The organism is Oceanococcus atlanticus, assembly GCF_002088235.1.
Lineage (GTDB): Bacteria > Pseudomonadota > Gammaproteobacteria > Nevskiales > Oceanococcaceae > Oceanococcus > Oceanococcus atlanticus.
In genome coordinates this window covers 1,057,423-1,071,805 of sequence record NZ_AQQV01000001.1, presented here as the reverse complement: position 1 = coordinate 1,071,805, position 14,383 = coordinate 1,057,423, and the positions used below count along the sequence as shown (strand labels likewise).

The following is a 14,383-nucleotide window of genomic DNA, read 5'->3' as shown; positions in this document are numbered from 1 at the left end:
GTGGGTGTCTTTACATACGGTGCGGTGGCGGCGGTCCGGACATGCTGCCGCAACGTGCCGGTTAGGGGCCGGTGAGTGCGGCGGGAAACGACAGCCGGAAATAAGCGCCGCGTTGGGCCTCGCGGTGGTTGATCAGTTGCAGGTCACCATGAGCCGCGGCGCACAGTTCGCGGGTGATGAACAAACCCAGTCCGGTGCCGCTGTGCTGCGTGCTGAAGAAGGGCTCGAAGATGTGCTTTGCCGCCTCCCGGTCAATGCCGGGGCCATTGTCAAAAAGGTCGATGAGTGCCTGGTTGCCGTCGGCTGAGATGCGCGCCTCGATGTTGATCTCTAGCGCTTTGCCGGGTTCTGTTGCATGGGTCAGAGCGTTGCCGAGCAGGTTGTTCATGATTTGAGCGAACTGCACTGGCTCAATCGCTATGGCCAGATTGGGCGGTGTGATGCTGCAGCTGATATGCGGTGAAGGCGCTTCGCAGCGCTGAGCGAAATCGTGAATCGCATCGTCGATCATGGGGCGCAGTTCCGTGTTGCTGGCCGGTGTGGTAGTTTTGCGTGACAGGTTGAGCACGCTGGTGACGGTGTCCTCAAGGCGGCGCGACTGTCGCTTCACGATGTCGAGCAAAGCCAGGTCCTCGGAGCCGAGCGTGTCCGACTCGGATGCCAGTTCCGCCGCATTCTGGATGGCGGCCAACGGGTTGCGGACCTCGTGGGCGATGCTTGCGGTCAGGCGTCCGAGAGACGCAAGTTTCATGGATTGCGCTTGCTCGGCAACCCGGCTGGCATCATCCAGAACAATCAGTGCTGAGGCTTCGCTGCCGGCGCCCAGGCGTGTGAACTGGGCCCACGCGGATTGATGGTTGCTCAGTGACAATGCTGTATTGGTCAGTGCGCTGGGGTCTTGGCGCCAATGATTTAAGCGTTGCCACACGGTCGGTGCGCAGGCTGACAGGTGGCGTCCGGACGCCGCGCCAGCCCCCAGCAAATTGCGCGCCGCTCTGTTCAGCAGTTCGATTTGCCCGTCGGCGTTGACGACCAAAACGCCGGCTTGCAACTTCTGGATCACGTTCTCGCTCAACATGGCCAGCTTGGCGATGTCGCTCTGGGCGCGGTTTGCACGTGCTTCGGACTCGCGCGCGCGGCGTGCCAGGGCGTTGCCGGTTATGGCGATGATGAACAAGCCGGCGCCGAGCATTCCGGTCTGGGTGTAGTTCTCGGCGTAAACCGGGAATTTCCAGTTGAGGTAAATCTCGGTGCCCAGCAGGGCAATGGTGGCGATCGCTGGCGGGACGACGGAAAAGCGGCGGCTGAGCAGTAGTCCGCCTGCGGCCACTGGTGTTACCAGCAGGGCCCCGATTCCGCTGGCGACCCCCTGGCTGAAAAACACCAGGGCAATGAGGATGCCGAGATCGCTGCCTATGTGCACGGCAGCTTGCCATTTTGCCGTCGGCTGTTGGCCCCGAACGATGATCAAAAGCAGCGCAGACAGGAACAGATAAACGTACAGCAGGCCATCAAGCATTTCTGCCTGTGGGCCATCAAAATAAGGTGGTCGATAATCGCTTGCGCTTAGTGCAAGCAGGGCGACACACAGGGCCGCGCGGTAAAAACTCAGGGCCTCAAGTGTTCGCCATGGGTCGATGCCGGAGATGCGCGAGCGTTGTATGGGCCGCTCAGGTTCCTGTCGGGGCGTGCTCACGGCAATATGTTTTACCTTCAATATCAATGGCCTGAGCGCGAGGCACGTGAGCCTCGCAAATACAGCACTTGAGCATAGGCTCAAATGCGTCGGACGGCGGTTCGGGCTGTGAGGGGCGCAGCTGCCGCCACGCCATCCAGACCAGCCAGACAATCCCACCCAGAAGCAGTATGCGCAGTAGTATCATCGTCACGTAACGTTGCGTTTTTGCCCCGCCATGGCGGATGAGCTAGTGTACTGCGCCGCACATACCGGCCCGCGGGGCCTCAATCCTGGGAACACCACTGATGAATTTACACGAGTATCAGGCTAAAGACCTGTTTGCCCGTTACGGCATTCCTGTGCCGACAGGCGAACTGGCAAGTTCGATTGATGAGGCCCGGCAAAAGGCCAAGTCGCTGGGCGGCAACCGCTGGGTGGTCAAGGCCCAGATTCATGCTGGCGCCCGCGGCAAGGCCGGCGGGGTCAAGTTGGTTGATTCGATCGAGGCGGTGGAAGAAGCCGCTGAGGCCATGCTCGGAACGCATCTGGCTACGATTCAGACCGGGCCGGAAGGTCTGCCGGTCAACTCGGTCTACGTGGAGTCGCCGCAACCGATCGCGCGCGAACTGTACCTGTCGATGCTGGTGGATCGTGCGACCGAGCGTGTTGCCATCATCGCGTCGCCGGACGGCGGCATGAGCATCGAGGAGGTGGCCGAAGAAACGCCGGAACGGATCAAGACCGTTTACATCAATCCGGCGGCCGGCCTGCAGGGCTACCACGCCCGCGAAGTCGGTTTCTTCCTGGGCCTGGACAAAGGTCAGATCGGTGAGTTCTTCAAAATTCTCAACGGTCTGTATCGCATTTTCATGGAGTGCGATGCCTCGCTGGTGGAAATCAATCCGTTGATCGTGACCGAGTCCGGCAATCTGCTGCCGCTCGATGGCAAGGTCAACATGGATGACAACGCCCTGTTCCGTCAGAAGGCCATCGCCGAGCTGCGTGATCCTTCGCAGGAAGATGAGAAGGAGCGTGCAGCGGCCGCTCACGGTCTGAACTACGTGACCCTGGATGGCGACATTGGCTGCATGGTCAACGGTGCGGGTCTGGCTATGGCGACCATGGACATCATCAAGTTGCACGGCGGTCAGCCGGCCAACTTCCTGGACGTTGGCGGAGGCACCACCAAGGAGCGCGTGGCCGAGGCTTTCAAGCTGATCACCTCCGGCGCCGACGTCAAGGCGATATTGGTCAATATCTTCGGCGGCATCGTGCGCTGCGACCTGATTGCCGAGGGGATTGTCTCTGCGGTCAAGGAAGTCGGTCTGAACATTCCCGTGGTGGCCCGTCTGGAAGGCACCAATGTGGAAAAAGGGCGCGAAATTCTCGCCAACAGCGGCTTTGACATCATCGCCGCCACTGACCTCACCGATGCTGCCGAGCGCGTTGTCGCCGCGGCCAAAGGAGCCTGAGCGTGAGCATTCTGATCAACAAAGACACCAAGGTCATCTGCCAGGGTTTCACCGGCAAGCAAGGCACCTTTCATTCCGAGCAGGCGATTGCCTACGGCACCCAGCTGGTTGGTGGTGTCACGCCGGGGCGTGTGGGTGAGTCGCATCTGGACCGTCCGGTGTTCAACACCTGCCATGACGCGGTCGCCGAAACCGGCGCAACCGCGTCCATGATCTACGTGCCGGCGCCGTTTGCAGCTGACGCCATTCTGGAAGCGGCCGATGCGGGCATCGAAGTGATCGTGTGCATCACCGAACACATCCCGGTGGCCGACATGGTCAAGGTCAAGGCAGCACTGAAGGATTATCCCAGCGCCGTGTTGATCGGCCCCAACTGCCCGGGCACCATCACGCCGGGCGAATGCAAGATCGGCATCATGCCGGGCCACATTCACAAGCCGGGCAAGGTCGGCATCGTGTCGCGTTCCGGCACCCTGACCTACGAAGCCGTGTTCCAGACCACCAACAACGGCCTGGGTCAGTCGACCTGCGTCGGCATCGGTGGCGACCCGGTGCATGGCCTGGGCTTTATCGACGTGATCGAGCGTTTCGAAAAGGACCCGCAGACCGAAGGCATCATCATGGTTGGCGAGATCGGTGGCAGCAAGGAAGAAGAGGCCGCCGAGTTCATCAAGGCCAATGTGTCCAAGCCGGTCGTGGCCTACATTGCCGGTGTGACCGCGCCTCCTGGCAAGCGCATGGGCCACGCGGGCGCGATCATCGCCGGTGGCAAGGGCACCGCGGATGACAAGTTCGCCGCGCTTGAAGCCGCCGGGGTGTCAACGGTGCGTTCGCCGGCCCATCTGGGCAAAGCCATGAGTGAGGCGCTGGGCTAAAGCTCGCGATCTTTCAACGCATGCTCTCAAGGGCCCGGTTTGCGCCGGGCCCTTTTTGGTTATGACCTCAGTCAATCTGAATACAATCGCGCTGGCTCAACTGCCGGTGCATGTGGGCGATGTGGCCGGCAATGTACGGCGTATCGCCGAGGCCGCGCGTGAGGCGTGTGCCGCCGGTGCGCGCATCCTGTTGTGCCCGGAGCTGGCCCTGCTGGGTTACCCGCCGGATGACCTGCTGCAGCGGCGCAGCTTGCCGCAGCTGATCGAGCGCAGCCTGCTCGAGCTGGCTGCCGAGGTGGGCGATATCCACGTGGTGGTCGGCTACCCGGAATTCACCGGCCAGACCTGTTACAACGCCGCAGCGGTGTTGCACCAGGGTGTGGTGCGACACACCTACCGCAAGCAGAAACTGCCCAACTACGGGGTGTTTGACGAGCTGCGCCATTTTCGCGCCGGCACTGCGCCCTGCATCTTCGAGGTTGATGGCACACGTTATGGGCTGAGCATCTGCGAGGATCTGTGGTCGCCGGATGTTGCGGCGCAGGCTGCAGCGCAGGGTGCTCAGGTGCTGCTCAATATCAATGCTTCGCCGTTCGACCAGCACAAGCGTGCACAGCGCGCCGAAGTGATCCGTCAGCGGGTGGCCGAGACCGGACTGGCGATCGCCTATGTCAACGCGGTCGGCGGGCAGGATGATGTGGTGTTCGATGGCGACTCGCAGTGTTGGGACAGCAGCGGACATCGGGTGCTGCGCGCACCGGCCTTTGTTGAGGGCGTGTTTGGCATTGAGGGGCATCCTGACTTCGCTGACCCCGAGGGGGTGGCGGTGCTGTATCAGGCGCTGGTGCGGGCGCTACGCGATTATGTTGATCGCAACGGTTTTCCCCTGGCCTACATCGGCCTGTCGGGCGGGATTGATTCGGCGGTGACGCTGGCCCTGGCAGTGGATGCGCTGGGCGCGCAGCGGGTGCGTGGCGTGGCCATGCCGTCGCCCTACAGTGCGGCCATGAGTCGGGATGATGCCCTTGAACAGGCGCATGCCATGGGGGTGGCATGCGAGAGCATCGCGATAGAGCCCGCCATGCAGGCCTATGAGCAGATGCTGGCGAATGCGTTTGCCGGGACCCAGCCGGATACCGCAGAAGAGAATTTGCAGGCACGCATTCGTGGTGCGCTGCTTATGGCTCTGGCCAACAAGTTTTCCGCCGTGGTGCTGACCACCGGCAACAAGAGCGAGATGGCGGTGGGTTATTGCACCCTGTATGGCGACATGTGCGGTGGCTTTGCGCCACTCAAGGATGTCTACAAAATGCAGGTCTATGCCCTGGCCCGTTATCGCAACCAGTGCTCTGCGGTGATTCCGGAGCGGGTTATCACGCGGCCGCCATCGGCCGAGCTGCGCCCGGATCAGCGTGATGATCAGTCATTGCCGCCCTACGATCAGCTTGATGCCATGCTCAAGGCTTACATCGAGCACGAGGCGTCGGTTGGCGAGCTGTACGCGCAGGGTTTCGCCAAGGCCGATGTTGATCGGGTGGTGCGGCTGGTGCGGTTGTCGGAGTACAAGCGGCGTCAGGCCGCGCCCGGGCCTAAAGTCTCGTCTTGCGCCTTCGGGCGTGAGCGGCGTTATCCGCTGACGGCGCAATACGGCGAGCTGTGAGATCTTTCGGGCTGTGGCTTGGCTGCCGCAGCCCGAAAGCGTGATTCAGACGCAGCTCAGAAACCTTCGGGCAGCTGCGGCATCAGCACGCCGTCCTCACCAAAGCTTGGCTCCTCAGAGCGTGCAGGCGCCGGCGTGGCAGCTGGTGCTAGCGTGGGAGCAGGGCTGGTTTCGAGGGCTGCCGGCTGCGTCGGAGTGGCCGCTGGTGCTGCCGTTGGGGCCGGCGCGTCGCTTTCCTTGCGCTTGTCTTTCTTGGGCGGCTTGGACTCGGCGACGGCTGCCTGAGGCTTGGGCGGCTCGGCAAGCTGCATGTCGGCCGGGAAGCTGGCTTCACGCACCGCCATCACCTGCATGGCGCGGTCGGGCAGGTCCAGCTCGGCGTAGGCTCGCTCCAGCATGGCCAGTGCTTCGGGGATCACTGCGCTGCCCTGATACTTGGCAATGATGTCTTGCGTACGACGGCTCACTGCCACCCAGGCGCGACGCGTTTCATAGAAACGCGCAATGGCCATTTCGTGCCGCGCGATGCGCTCGCGCAGGTAGACCATGCGCTGCCGTGCGTCCGGGGCGTAGATGCTGTTGGGGAAGCGCTGGACCAGGCGGCCAAAATCTTCGAAGGCGCGGCGCGCATTGATCGGGTCGCGGGTCGAGGAATCGATGTCCAGGGCGTCCAGAATGTCGGATGCGCCACGGTCGAAGTTGATCAGCCCGCGCAGATAGAGCACGTAGTCCAGATCCGGGTGGCGCGGGTTAGAGCGCATGAAGCGGTCCGCTGCGCTCAGGGCCAGTTCCGGCTGGTAGGAACGATACTGCGCATAAATGCTTTCCAGGCGCGCCTGGGTGGCGAACTCCGAGAACGGGTATTGCGCATCCAGGCGATCATAGAGCTGCATCGCGGTGGCGTAGTCGGAGGAGTCCAGGGCCTCACGAGCGGAATCGTAGAGCTGCGTTGCGTTGAGCCGCGCGACGCGCTGTTCGTCCAGTGAGCCGGGGGTCAGAGGGTCGTCGCGCAGAGAGCCTATGCCGGGTTCGTTGTTGCTGGCACAGGACGCGAGCAGCACTGCCGTGCACAATGCACCCAGCGGTAGGATTCGGAATTGCAGCCGAGACATGAGTTATTCCCTTGAGCGAACCACCTAGTATAGCGAAGCCAGACCACGCATCCGAATGCGCCCCCGGCGCGGATGAGACAAGTCTGAGCTTTGAAGTTTCCATGGCCGATGCCGGACAGCGTCTGGACAAGTTGCTGGCCGGGCTGATGCCCGAGCATTCACGCGGACGTCTGCAGGACTGGATTCGCCAGCAGCGTGTGCGTGTGGATGGTGAGATCTTGGCGCCCAAGGCCAAGATTCAGGGCGGCAGCCGCATCGACGTGTGGCCGCTGGTGGAAACGCTGGACAGCGAGGTTGTCGCGCAGGCCATCGATTTCGAGGTGGTTTATGAGGACGACGAACTGCTGGTCATCAACAAACCGGCCGGACTCACGGTGCACCCCGGGGCGGGGCAGCGTGACGGCACGCTGCAAAATGGCTTGCTGCATTACCGCCCCGCGCTTGCGGCGGTGGCACGTGCCGGCATCGTCCACCGGCTTGATAAAGACACCACCGGTTTGATGGTGGTGGCTGCGACGCCGCAGGCCCAGACTCATCTGGTTCGGGAGCTGCAAGCGCGCGAGATCGAGCGTGAATATTGCGCTTTGGTGTGGGGTGTGCCGGTGGCCGGAGCCACCGTTGATGCGCCTTTGGCGCGGCATCCGCGCGAGCGTCTGCGCTTCGCCGTCAGCGCCGGTGGGCGCGAGGCCGTCACCCACTACCGGGTGAGCGAGAAGTTTGCCAAGCACAGCGTGCTGCAGGTGCGTCTGGAAACCGGGCGTACCCACCAGATTCGGGTGCATATGCAGCATGCCGGCTATCCGCTGATCGGGGATGCGCTGTACGGGCGGCGAGGCGATCCCTACCGCCACACCCTGGGGCGCCAGGCTTTGCATGCGCAGAGTTTGGCTCTGACCCATCCGGCCAGCGGCGAACGCATGGTTTTCCAGGCGCCGCTGCCTGCAGATATGCAGGCCGTGGTCGAGCAGTGGCGTGATGACGAGCACTTGGCTTGAGCCCGACTGGCCGGCGCTGCCGGGGGTGCGCGCCGCCTTTACGCTGCGCCGAGGTGGGGTCAGTCAGGCGCCCTGGGACAGCCTGAATCTGGGCGCGCATGTCGGCGACGACCCTGCGCACGTGCACGCGAACCGCCGACGTGTATGCGAACGTCTGAGCCTGCCCGCTGAGCCGTGCTGGTTGGAACAGGTGCACGGCACGCGCATGGTCGAGGCCACGGCAAGCTGGCAGGTGCCGCGCGCCGATGCGATCTGGACGCGGCAACCCGGCCGGGTCTGCGCGGTCATGGTGGCCGACTGCCTGCCGGTGCTGTTGCGTGACACCACGGGCCAGTGCGTGGCCGCCATCCACGCCGGCTGGCGCGGGCTGGCCGCTGGCATCATCGAGCAGAGTTTGCAGATGCTGGCGCAATCACATGGCGGCGCGCGTTGGCAGGCCTGGCTTGGGCCGTGTATCGGGCCTGCAGCCTTTGAAGTCGGGCCGGACGTGCGCGCAGCATTTATTCAGCGCTGGGCGCATAGCCAGGAGGCCTTTGTCGCCAAGGGTGAAGGGCGCTGGTTTGCCGATTTGCCACGATTGGCGCGTATTCAGCTTGCGCAATGCGGTGTGGACGAGATCTGGGGAGGGCGCTGGTGCACACACAGCGACGCACAGAGTTTTTTCTCCTATAGACGGGATTCGGTTACCGGGCGGATGGCCGCACTGATCTGGCGGACCTCCGACAAGCCTTCTTCGCTTGCCTGAGAACAGGCCGTCTGTTACAAACTCGTCTGTTGGAACCCGCAAACAGGCGACAAGAAGTTGCCGACGTAGAATGGATCAGCAGCGGGCTGCGGGTGTGAGATAACTTGGGGAGAATGTTGTGCTGAAGACTTCAGTAGTCAGGGGGCTGTCAGGATTGGTGACGGCTGGCTCATTTTTGGTTGTGCCGCAGGCCCTGGCGCTGCAATTCGATTTTGGTGAAATTTACGGTTCCTGGGACAGCACGATTTCGGTCGGTGCAGCCTGGCGCATGGAAGAGCGCGCGGATGACCTCGTCGCGAAGATCAACTTGCAGCCTGGCCTGTGTACCCTTACCAATTACACCGACAATCCGGATTTCAGTCAGCCGATCACATACGCGGATGCGCAGGAATACGAAGATCGTGGGCTGATCGGCGGTACCTGTAACAACACCAGCGATCCGGCACTGAACCTCGCTTACGTCAACTCGCCGGGTTCGTACAACATCAACGGCGACGACGGGAACCTCAACTTTGATCGCGGCGACATGGTGTCAGCGGCGTTCAAAATGAACACCAAGCTCAAATTCAGCTGGAAGAATCTGAATTTCCAGACCAGCGGTATCTGGCTGTTCAACAACACTTATCTGGATTTCGATCAGAGCCATCCGGATACGACGCTGCAGCGCCCGAGTTCAAGTCTCAGCGGCGAAGCGATGAACCAGTTTGGCTCACACTTCGAGCTGCAAGATGCCTTTGTGTCGACCAACTTCCCGCTGCTGGGCAAGAACGTAAATCTGCGCGTGGGTCGCCAGGGTTTTGTCTGGGGCGAAGCCAGCGCGCTGCCGCTGAACAGCGTGAACACCGTCAACCCGCCGGATCTGGTGCGTCAGCGTACCGCCGGTTTTGACCTGGCTGAGTTGTTCCAGCCGCTGGGTATGGTCTATGCCGGGGTGGATCTGTCGCTCAATCTGTATGCCGAAGCGTTCTATCAGTACGAGTGGCTGCCGGCCCGTATCGATGCACCTGGGACCTTTTTCTCGGTAAGCGACATTCTGGGCGGCGACGATGCCGGTGGTCAGCACGCCATGCTGTCGTTCGGCAAGGCACCTGAAGATCCGGGCAACATCTACTCCTCGCAGGACAACTCTGAAGATCCGTTTTCATTGGGCTCTGCTGGCGGACGCACCATCTATCGCTTGCCGGACCGCAAGCCGCGCGATGGCGGTCAGTTCGGTTTGGCCCTGAAGTACTTTGCTGAGAACTTCAACAACGGCACCGAGTTCGGTTTTTACTACCACAACACCCATTCACGCCTGCCGTTGGTCAGCTTCCTGGCCGCACAGGAGAGCTGCGCTGCTGACGCCACCAATATCGTTGGATTGCTGGCGGGTTGCGGCGCGCTTGTCGGTGACATTGGCACCTTGCGCTTGATCGATGAGCCGCTGCCTATCGATACGGCACGGTTGTTTGTCGAATATCCGGAAAACCGCCATTTGTTCGGGGTCAGCTTCAACACCACCGTGGGCAACTGGGCTTGGGCCGGTGAGTACACCTTCCGACCCAACCATCCGGTGCAGATTCACACCGTTGACCTGATCTTCGCCGCTCTGCAGCCGGCCTTCCCGCGCAACAACATCAATATCGGTGTGCCGCCGGCGGCCGATCTGATTGCAGCCGGTCTGTCCGGCTTGGTCGAGCCGCTGCTTGGACTGGGTGTGCCAGCCACAGTGCTGCCGGGGCGCCGTATGGCGGTGCCGGACTATGTGCAGAGCGTCTACCGCAAGGAAGAAGTAACCCCGGGCATGTATATCCGTGGTTATGAGGAGCTCAAGCAAGGTCAGTTGGTGACGTCCTTGTTGCGCACCTTCGGTGCGACCGAGAATCCGGTCAAGGCGGATCAGATTCTGCTCTTGGCAGAGTTTGGTCTGACCCACATCATCGACATGCCCAGCCTGAACGAGATTCAGTTCCAGGGTGCGGAAACCAATACGCACGCCAGCAGCGGGGCCGATGGTACGACCAATGGCATCGCCGACAGCTCCGCCTTGACCAGTGGTGCGGATACCAATGGTGATGGCGATGCGCGCTGTGTACGACAGACCTACTCGACGATTGACGGTGCGGAAGCTGAGCCTTGCCGCCAGAACCCGACGGCGCAGGATCCCGACCAGTTCGGCGATGATTTGGCCTACGGTGTTCGCGTGGTGTCTCAGATCACCTACAACGATTTCTTCCGCGGTTGGAATTTCCTCCCGGTGGTGGCGTTGTTCTACGACATTGACGGGATTGCTCCGGGCCTGGGCCAGAACTTCCAGGAAGGTAAGTTGAGCGGTCTGGTCGGTTTGCGTTTCAGCTACCTCAACCAATGGTTGACCGAGTTGCGTTACTCATTTGAAGGCGGGACCTACAACCCGCTTAAAGACCGCGACACGTTGTCGTTCACCGTGTCATACACGTTTTGATGGCAGGGCCCGGTCGCAATGGCCGGGCACACCGGAGTACTGGAATGAGAACACGTCGACTTACCGCGCTGGCGGGGATGCTGTTGCCTGTTTTGGCCATGGCTCAGGGTTTGAACACCGACGAGATTCAGCCGCAGTCAGCTGAAATGATGCCGCTGGCCGCTGGCCATTCGATGTTGCTGGACGTTGCCGACACCGGTAAACGTCTGATTGCCGTCGGCGCGCGTGGTCATGTGATCGGCTCTTTAGATGGTCAGAGCTGGGTTCAGGTGCCGACGCCCACGCGCGCGGCGCTGACAGCCGTAACATTTGCCGATACCGAAAATGGCTGGGCCGTTGGTCATGACGCGGTGATCATCCGCACCCGTGACGGCGGACGCAGTTGGGTGTTGCAGAATTTCGAGCCGGAACTGGAGCAACCGTTTCTTGACGTACTGTTCCTGAATGCGCAGCACGGTTTCGCGGTTGGCGCTTATGCGCTGATTTACGAAACCCGCGATGGGGGTGACAGCTGGGAGGCCGTCGACACGCCGATCACGGAAGACGGTTGGCATTTCAACGCCATTACCAAGTTGAATAACGGCTATCTGTTCATCGCTGGTGAGGCTGGCACGCTGGCCATGTCGCGGGACAACGGTGCGAGCTGGGAAAGTCTCGAATCACCCTATGAAAGCACCATGTTCGATGTGGTGCCGGTGGGCGAGAAGGGGGTTTTGATCGTTGGCCTGCGAGGCAATGCCTATGTTGCTGCGGATGCGGATGATCTCAACTGGCGGCAACTGAATCTGGACAGCGAAAACTCGCTGATTGGTGCTGCCAGCTTGCCCAATGGCGAAGCGGTCATGGTTGGCATTAACGGCATCATTTTCGAATCCATCAACGGCGCCAGTGATGTGCAACGGCGGGCCAATCCTGCCGGTATCACGCTGGCCAGCGTCGAGCCGGTCAAGGGTGGTCTGGTGGTCGTTGGTGAAGCGGGCGCACAACTGATTCAAAACAATTAAGGGGGCGGCGCCGCAAGGTGCAGGAGTGACATGACTGCAACGGATAGAATTCTTAAGGTTGTCGAACCTATCGTATATGGGCAGCGTGTTGTCGCGCTGTTGGTGCTGCTGGCCCTGACCGTATTTTTTGGTTGGAAAGCGTCACAGACGCAGGTCGACGCGGGGTTCGATAAATCGATTCCGCTGGAACACCCGTATATGAAAACGCTCAAGCAGTACCAGGGCGATTTCGGCGGCGGTAATACCGTCCTGGTGGCGTTGATTCAGGAAAACGGCGACATCTACAACGGTGAATTCCTGGGGGCCCTGAAGCAAGTCACCGATGAGGTGTTCTTCCTGCCGGGGGTGGATCGCTCACGGGTCAGCTCGCTGTTCACGCCGGATGTGCGCTTCACCGAAGTGGTCGAGGGCGGGTTTGCCGGCGGTAACGTCATTCCTGCTGAATATGCGCCGACCGAGGAAATGTTCAATCTGGTCCGCCAGAATGTGGGCAAGGCCGGGATCATTGGGCGTTACGTGACCAACGACCAGTCCGGTGCGATGGTCTTTGCTGAGTTGCTGGAGACCGACCCGGTCACCGGTGAGAAGCTCGACTACCGCGAAGTGGCCAAGAATCTGGAGCAGATTCGACAGCAGTTCGAGACCGAGAACATCAACATCCACATTGTCGGCTTTGCCAAGGTTATCGGTGATGTCACCGATGCCGCGGCCGAGGTGGTGTTCTTCTTTGCGCTGGCCTTGCTGATGACGGCCGTGCTGCTTTGGGTGTACACCGCGTCGTTCAAGCTGTCCATGGTGGTGCTGGTGTGTTCGCTGGTCGCCGTGATCTGGGAGTTCGGCTTGCTGACTGTGGCGGGCTTCGGTCTCGATCCATTCGCCATCCTGATTCCGTTCCTGGTGTTATCTGTCTCGACCAGTCATGGCGTGCAGTACGTCAACGCCTGGGTGGGGGAAGTCGACAAGGGGGCGGAGCCGTTTGAGGCGTCGCTGGAAACCTTCCGTCGCCTGGCCATTCCGGGGACCACCGCACTGATCACCGACGTGGCCGGTTTTGCGACGATCTATCTGATCCCGATCGATATCATCCGTGAAATGTCGATCAATGCCGCGTTCGGCATGCTGGCGATCATCATCACTAACAAGGTGTTGGCCCCGATCTGGTTGACCTATATCCGGATCAAAGACATTGAATCGTTCCGCGAGAAGCAATTGCGGCGCGAGCATGCCGGTGATGGTTTGTGGCGTTTCCTGGCCAAGATCACCCGCCCGGTGCCGGCCATGGTCACGCTGATTATCTGCGCGTTGCTGCTTGGCTGGTCCTTGTGGAAGTACGGCGATCTGCAGGTTGGTGATTCGCAAGAAGGTGTGCCGGAGCTGCGTCCGGATTCGCGCTACAACCGTGACTCGCATGCCATTGTCAGCAACTTCAGTATTGGCGTGGACATTCTCAAGGTGATTGCCGAAGCGCCGCCGGAGTCGTGCATCCAGTACGAGGTGATGGAAGAGATCGATCGCTTCTCCTGGCATATGGCGAATACGGATGGTGTGAACTCGACCATATCGCTGCCGCAGGTGGCTAAAGTGGTTAACGGGCAGTTCAACGAAGGCACACCCAAGTTCCAGGTGCTGCAACGCAATCAGTTCATTCTGGTGCAGGCGATCACCCCGATCCCGACGTCCTCGGGCTTGCTCAATCCGGACTGCTCGGCGATGGCGGTGCTGATCTTCACCGAAGATCACCGGGCCGAGACCATCAGCCGGATTGTTGAGCGGGTCAAGGCATTCAATGAGCAGGATGCACAGCACGTGAACTACGCGCTGGCCACTGGCAACGTCGGGGTTATGGCGGCAACCAACGAGGTGGTCAAAGCTCAGGAGTTGCAGGTTGTCGGTTATGTCTACCTGGTGATTCTGGTCTTCATGTGGCTGTCGTTCCGCAGCGTCTGTGGCGTGCTCTGTGTGGTGTTGCCGCTGTCGCTGGTGTCCTCGTTGGCTTACGCCGTCATGGCGGTCATGGGCATCGGCCTCAAAGTGGCGACCCTGCCTGTGGTGGCGCTGGCGGTCGGTATCGGTGTCGACTACGGGATCTACATCTATTCCACGCTTGTGGATGGACTGGGCAAGGGACGCAGTCTGGAAGAGGCGTTCTACGACACGTTGCACAAGACCGGTAAGGCGGTGATTTTCACCGGTATCGCGCTGGGTGGTTCGGTGTCGACCTGGTTGATGTCCGACTTGCAGTTCCAGGCCGACATGGGGGTTCTGCTGGTGTTCATGTTCACCGCGAACATGTTCGGCGCCATTCTAGTGATGCCGGCTTTGGCCCGTTATCTGGTCAAGCACGAAACCTTCGCGCATCGCGCCAGCGAATAGGCGGCCAGCCTGATTGTTACCGGGTG

The 14,383-nt window shown here is 61.0% G+C and carries 11 protein-coding genes; 8 read left to right on the top strand and 3 right to left on the bottom strand.

Going from position 1 to position 14,383, the window contains the following annotated elements; all coding sequences use genetic code 11:
• Window positions 1-61 precede the first annotated feature (61 nt).
• Together ATO7_RS05065 and ATO7_RS17225 are read right to left on the bottom strand one after the other, a co-directional pair.
• Complete coding sequence (locus ATO7_RS05065) at window positions 62-1,696, bottom strand: sensor histidine kinase (protein WP_146680153.1); 1,635 nt, start codon at window positions 1,694-1,696, stop codon at window positions 62-64.
• Window positions 1,671-1,832 (bottom strand): hypothetical protein, encoded by a 162-nt coding sequence (locus tag ATO7_RS17225; RefSeq protein ID WP_407938460.1) that lies wholly within the window; start codon window positions 1,830-1,832, stop codon window positions 1,671-1,673. The genes ATO7_RS05065 and ATO7_RS17225 overlap by 26 nt, the downstream gene beginning before the upstream one ends.
• 151 nt (window positions 1,833-1,983) lie before the next feature.
• On the opposite strand from ATO7_RS17225, the gene sucC reads away from it, so the two are divergent.
• The 3 genes from sucC to ATO7_RS05050 all read left to right on the top strand — a co-directional run bounded on the left by sucC (window position 1,984) and on the right by ATO7_RS05050 (window position 5,685).
• On the top strand, window positions 1,984-3,150 hold the full coding sequence (gene sucC, locus ATO7_RS05060) for an ADP-forming succinate--CoA ligase subunit beta (protein ID WP_083560118.1): 1,167 nt from the start codon (window positions 1,984-1,986) through the stop codon (window positions 3,148-3,150).
• 2 nt (window positions 3,151-3,152) lie between these two features.
• Window positions 3,153-4,025: a succinate--CoA ligase subunit alpha gene (gene sucD, locus ATO7_RS05055; protein ID WP_083560116.1), complete on the top strand. Its 873-nt coding sequence runs from the start codon at window positions 3,153-3,155 to the stop codon at window positions 4,023-4,025.
• A 61-nt stretch (window positions 4,026-4,086) separates the two neighbouring features.
• Window positions 4,087-5,685 carry an NAD+ synthase gene (locus ATO7_RS05050; protein ID WP_083560114.1) on the top strand — a complete coding sequence of 533 codons (1,599 nt, stop codon included), beginning with the start codon at window positions 4,087-4,089 and terminating at the stop codon, window positions 5,683-5,685.
• 56 nt (window positions 5,686-5,741) lie between these two features.
• On the opposite strand, the gene ATO7_RS05045 is transcribed toward ATO7_RS05050, so the two are convergent.
• Window positions 5,742-6,797: an outer membrane protein assembly factor BamD gene (locus ATO7_RS05045; protein WP_083560111.1), complete on the bottom strand. Its 1,056-nt coding sequence runs from the start codon at window positions 6,795-6,797 to the stop codon at window positions 5,742-5,744.
• A 101-nt stretch (window positions 6,798-6,898) separates the two neighbouring features.
• Here ATO7_RS05045 and rluD point away from each other — a divergent pair, with 101 nt between their 5' ends.
• The 5 genes from rluD to ATO7_RS05020 all read left to right on the top strand — a co-directional run bounded on the left by rluD (window position 6,899) and on the right by ATO7_RS05020 (window position 14,357).
• Window positions 6,899-7,792 (top strand): 23S rRNA pseudouridine(1911/1915/1917) synthase RluD, encoded by an 894-nt coding sequence (gene rluD, locus ATO7_RS05040; protein ID WP_083560110.1) that lies wholly within the window; start codon window positions 6,899-6,901, stop codon window positions 7,790-7,792.
• Window positions 7,773-8,537, top strand: coding sequence for a peptidoglycan editing factor PgeF (gene pgeF / locus ATO7_RS05035; RefSeq protein WP_083560109.1), 765 nt, complete (start codon window positions 7,773-7,775; stop codon window positions 8,535-8,537). Before rluD ends, pgeF begins: the two co-directional genes overlap by 20 nt.
• A gap of 118 nt (window positions 8,538-8,655) precedes the next feature.
• Window positions 8,656-10,980, top strand: a complete 2,325-nt coding sequence (locus ATO7_RS05030; protein WP_083560107.1) for a DUF1302 domain-containing protein — start codon at window positions 8,656-8,658, stop codon at window positions 10,978-10,980.
• Window positions 10,981-11,024: 44 nt separating this feature from the next.
• Complete coding sequence (locus ATO7_RS05025; protein ID WP_158523054.1) at window positions 11,025-11,984, top strand: WD40/YVTN/BNR-like repeat-containing protein; 960 nt, start codon at window positions 11,025-11,027, stop codon at window positions 11,982-11,984.
• Between the two features lie 30 nt (window positions 11,985-12,014).
• Window positions 12,015-14,357 carry an efflux RND transporter permease subunit gene (locus ATO7_RS05020; RefSeq protein ID WP_083560103.1) on the top strand — a complete coding sequence of 781 codons (2,343 nt, stop codon included), beginning with the start codon at window positions 12,015-12,017 and terminating at the stop codon, window positions 14,355-14,357.
• Window positions 14,358-14,383 lie beyond the last annotated feature (26 nt).

Coding starts and splice junctions, on each gene's coding strand:
- ATO7_RS05045 (WP_083560111.1), bottom strand. CDS start 6,797: ATGTCTCGGCTGCAATTCCGAATCCTACCGCTGGGTGCATTGTGCACG.
- sucC (WP_083560118.1), top strand. CDS start 1,984: ATGAATTTACACGAGTATCAGGCTAAAGACCTGTTTGCCCGTTACGGC.
- ATO7_RS05020 (WP_083560103.1), top strand. CDS start 12,015: ATGACTGCAACGGATAGAATTCTTAAGGTTGTCGAACCTATCGTATAT.
- ATO7_RS17225 (WP_407938460.1), bottom strand. CDS start 1,832: ATGGCGTGGCGGCAGCTGCGCCCCTCACAGCCCGAACCGCCGTCCGAC.
- pgeF (WP_083560109.1), top strand. CDS start 7,773: ATGACGAGCACTTGGCTTGAGCCCGACTGGCCGGCGCTGCCGGGGGTG.
- ATO7_RS05050 (WP_083560114.1), top strand. CDS start 4,087: ATGACCTCAGTCAATCTGAATACAATCGCGCTGGCTCAACTGCCGGTG.
- ATO7_RS05025 (WP_158523054.1), top strand. CDS start 11,025: ATGAGAACACGTCGACTTACCGCGCTGGCGGGGATGCTGTTGCCTGTT.
- rluD (WP_083560110.1), top strand. CDS start 6,899: ATGGCCGATGCCGGACAGCGTCTGGACAAGTTGCTGGCCGGGCTGATG.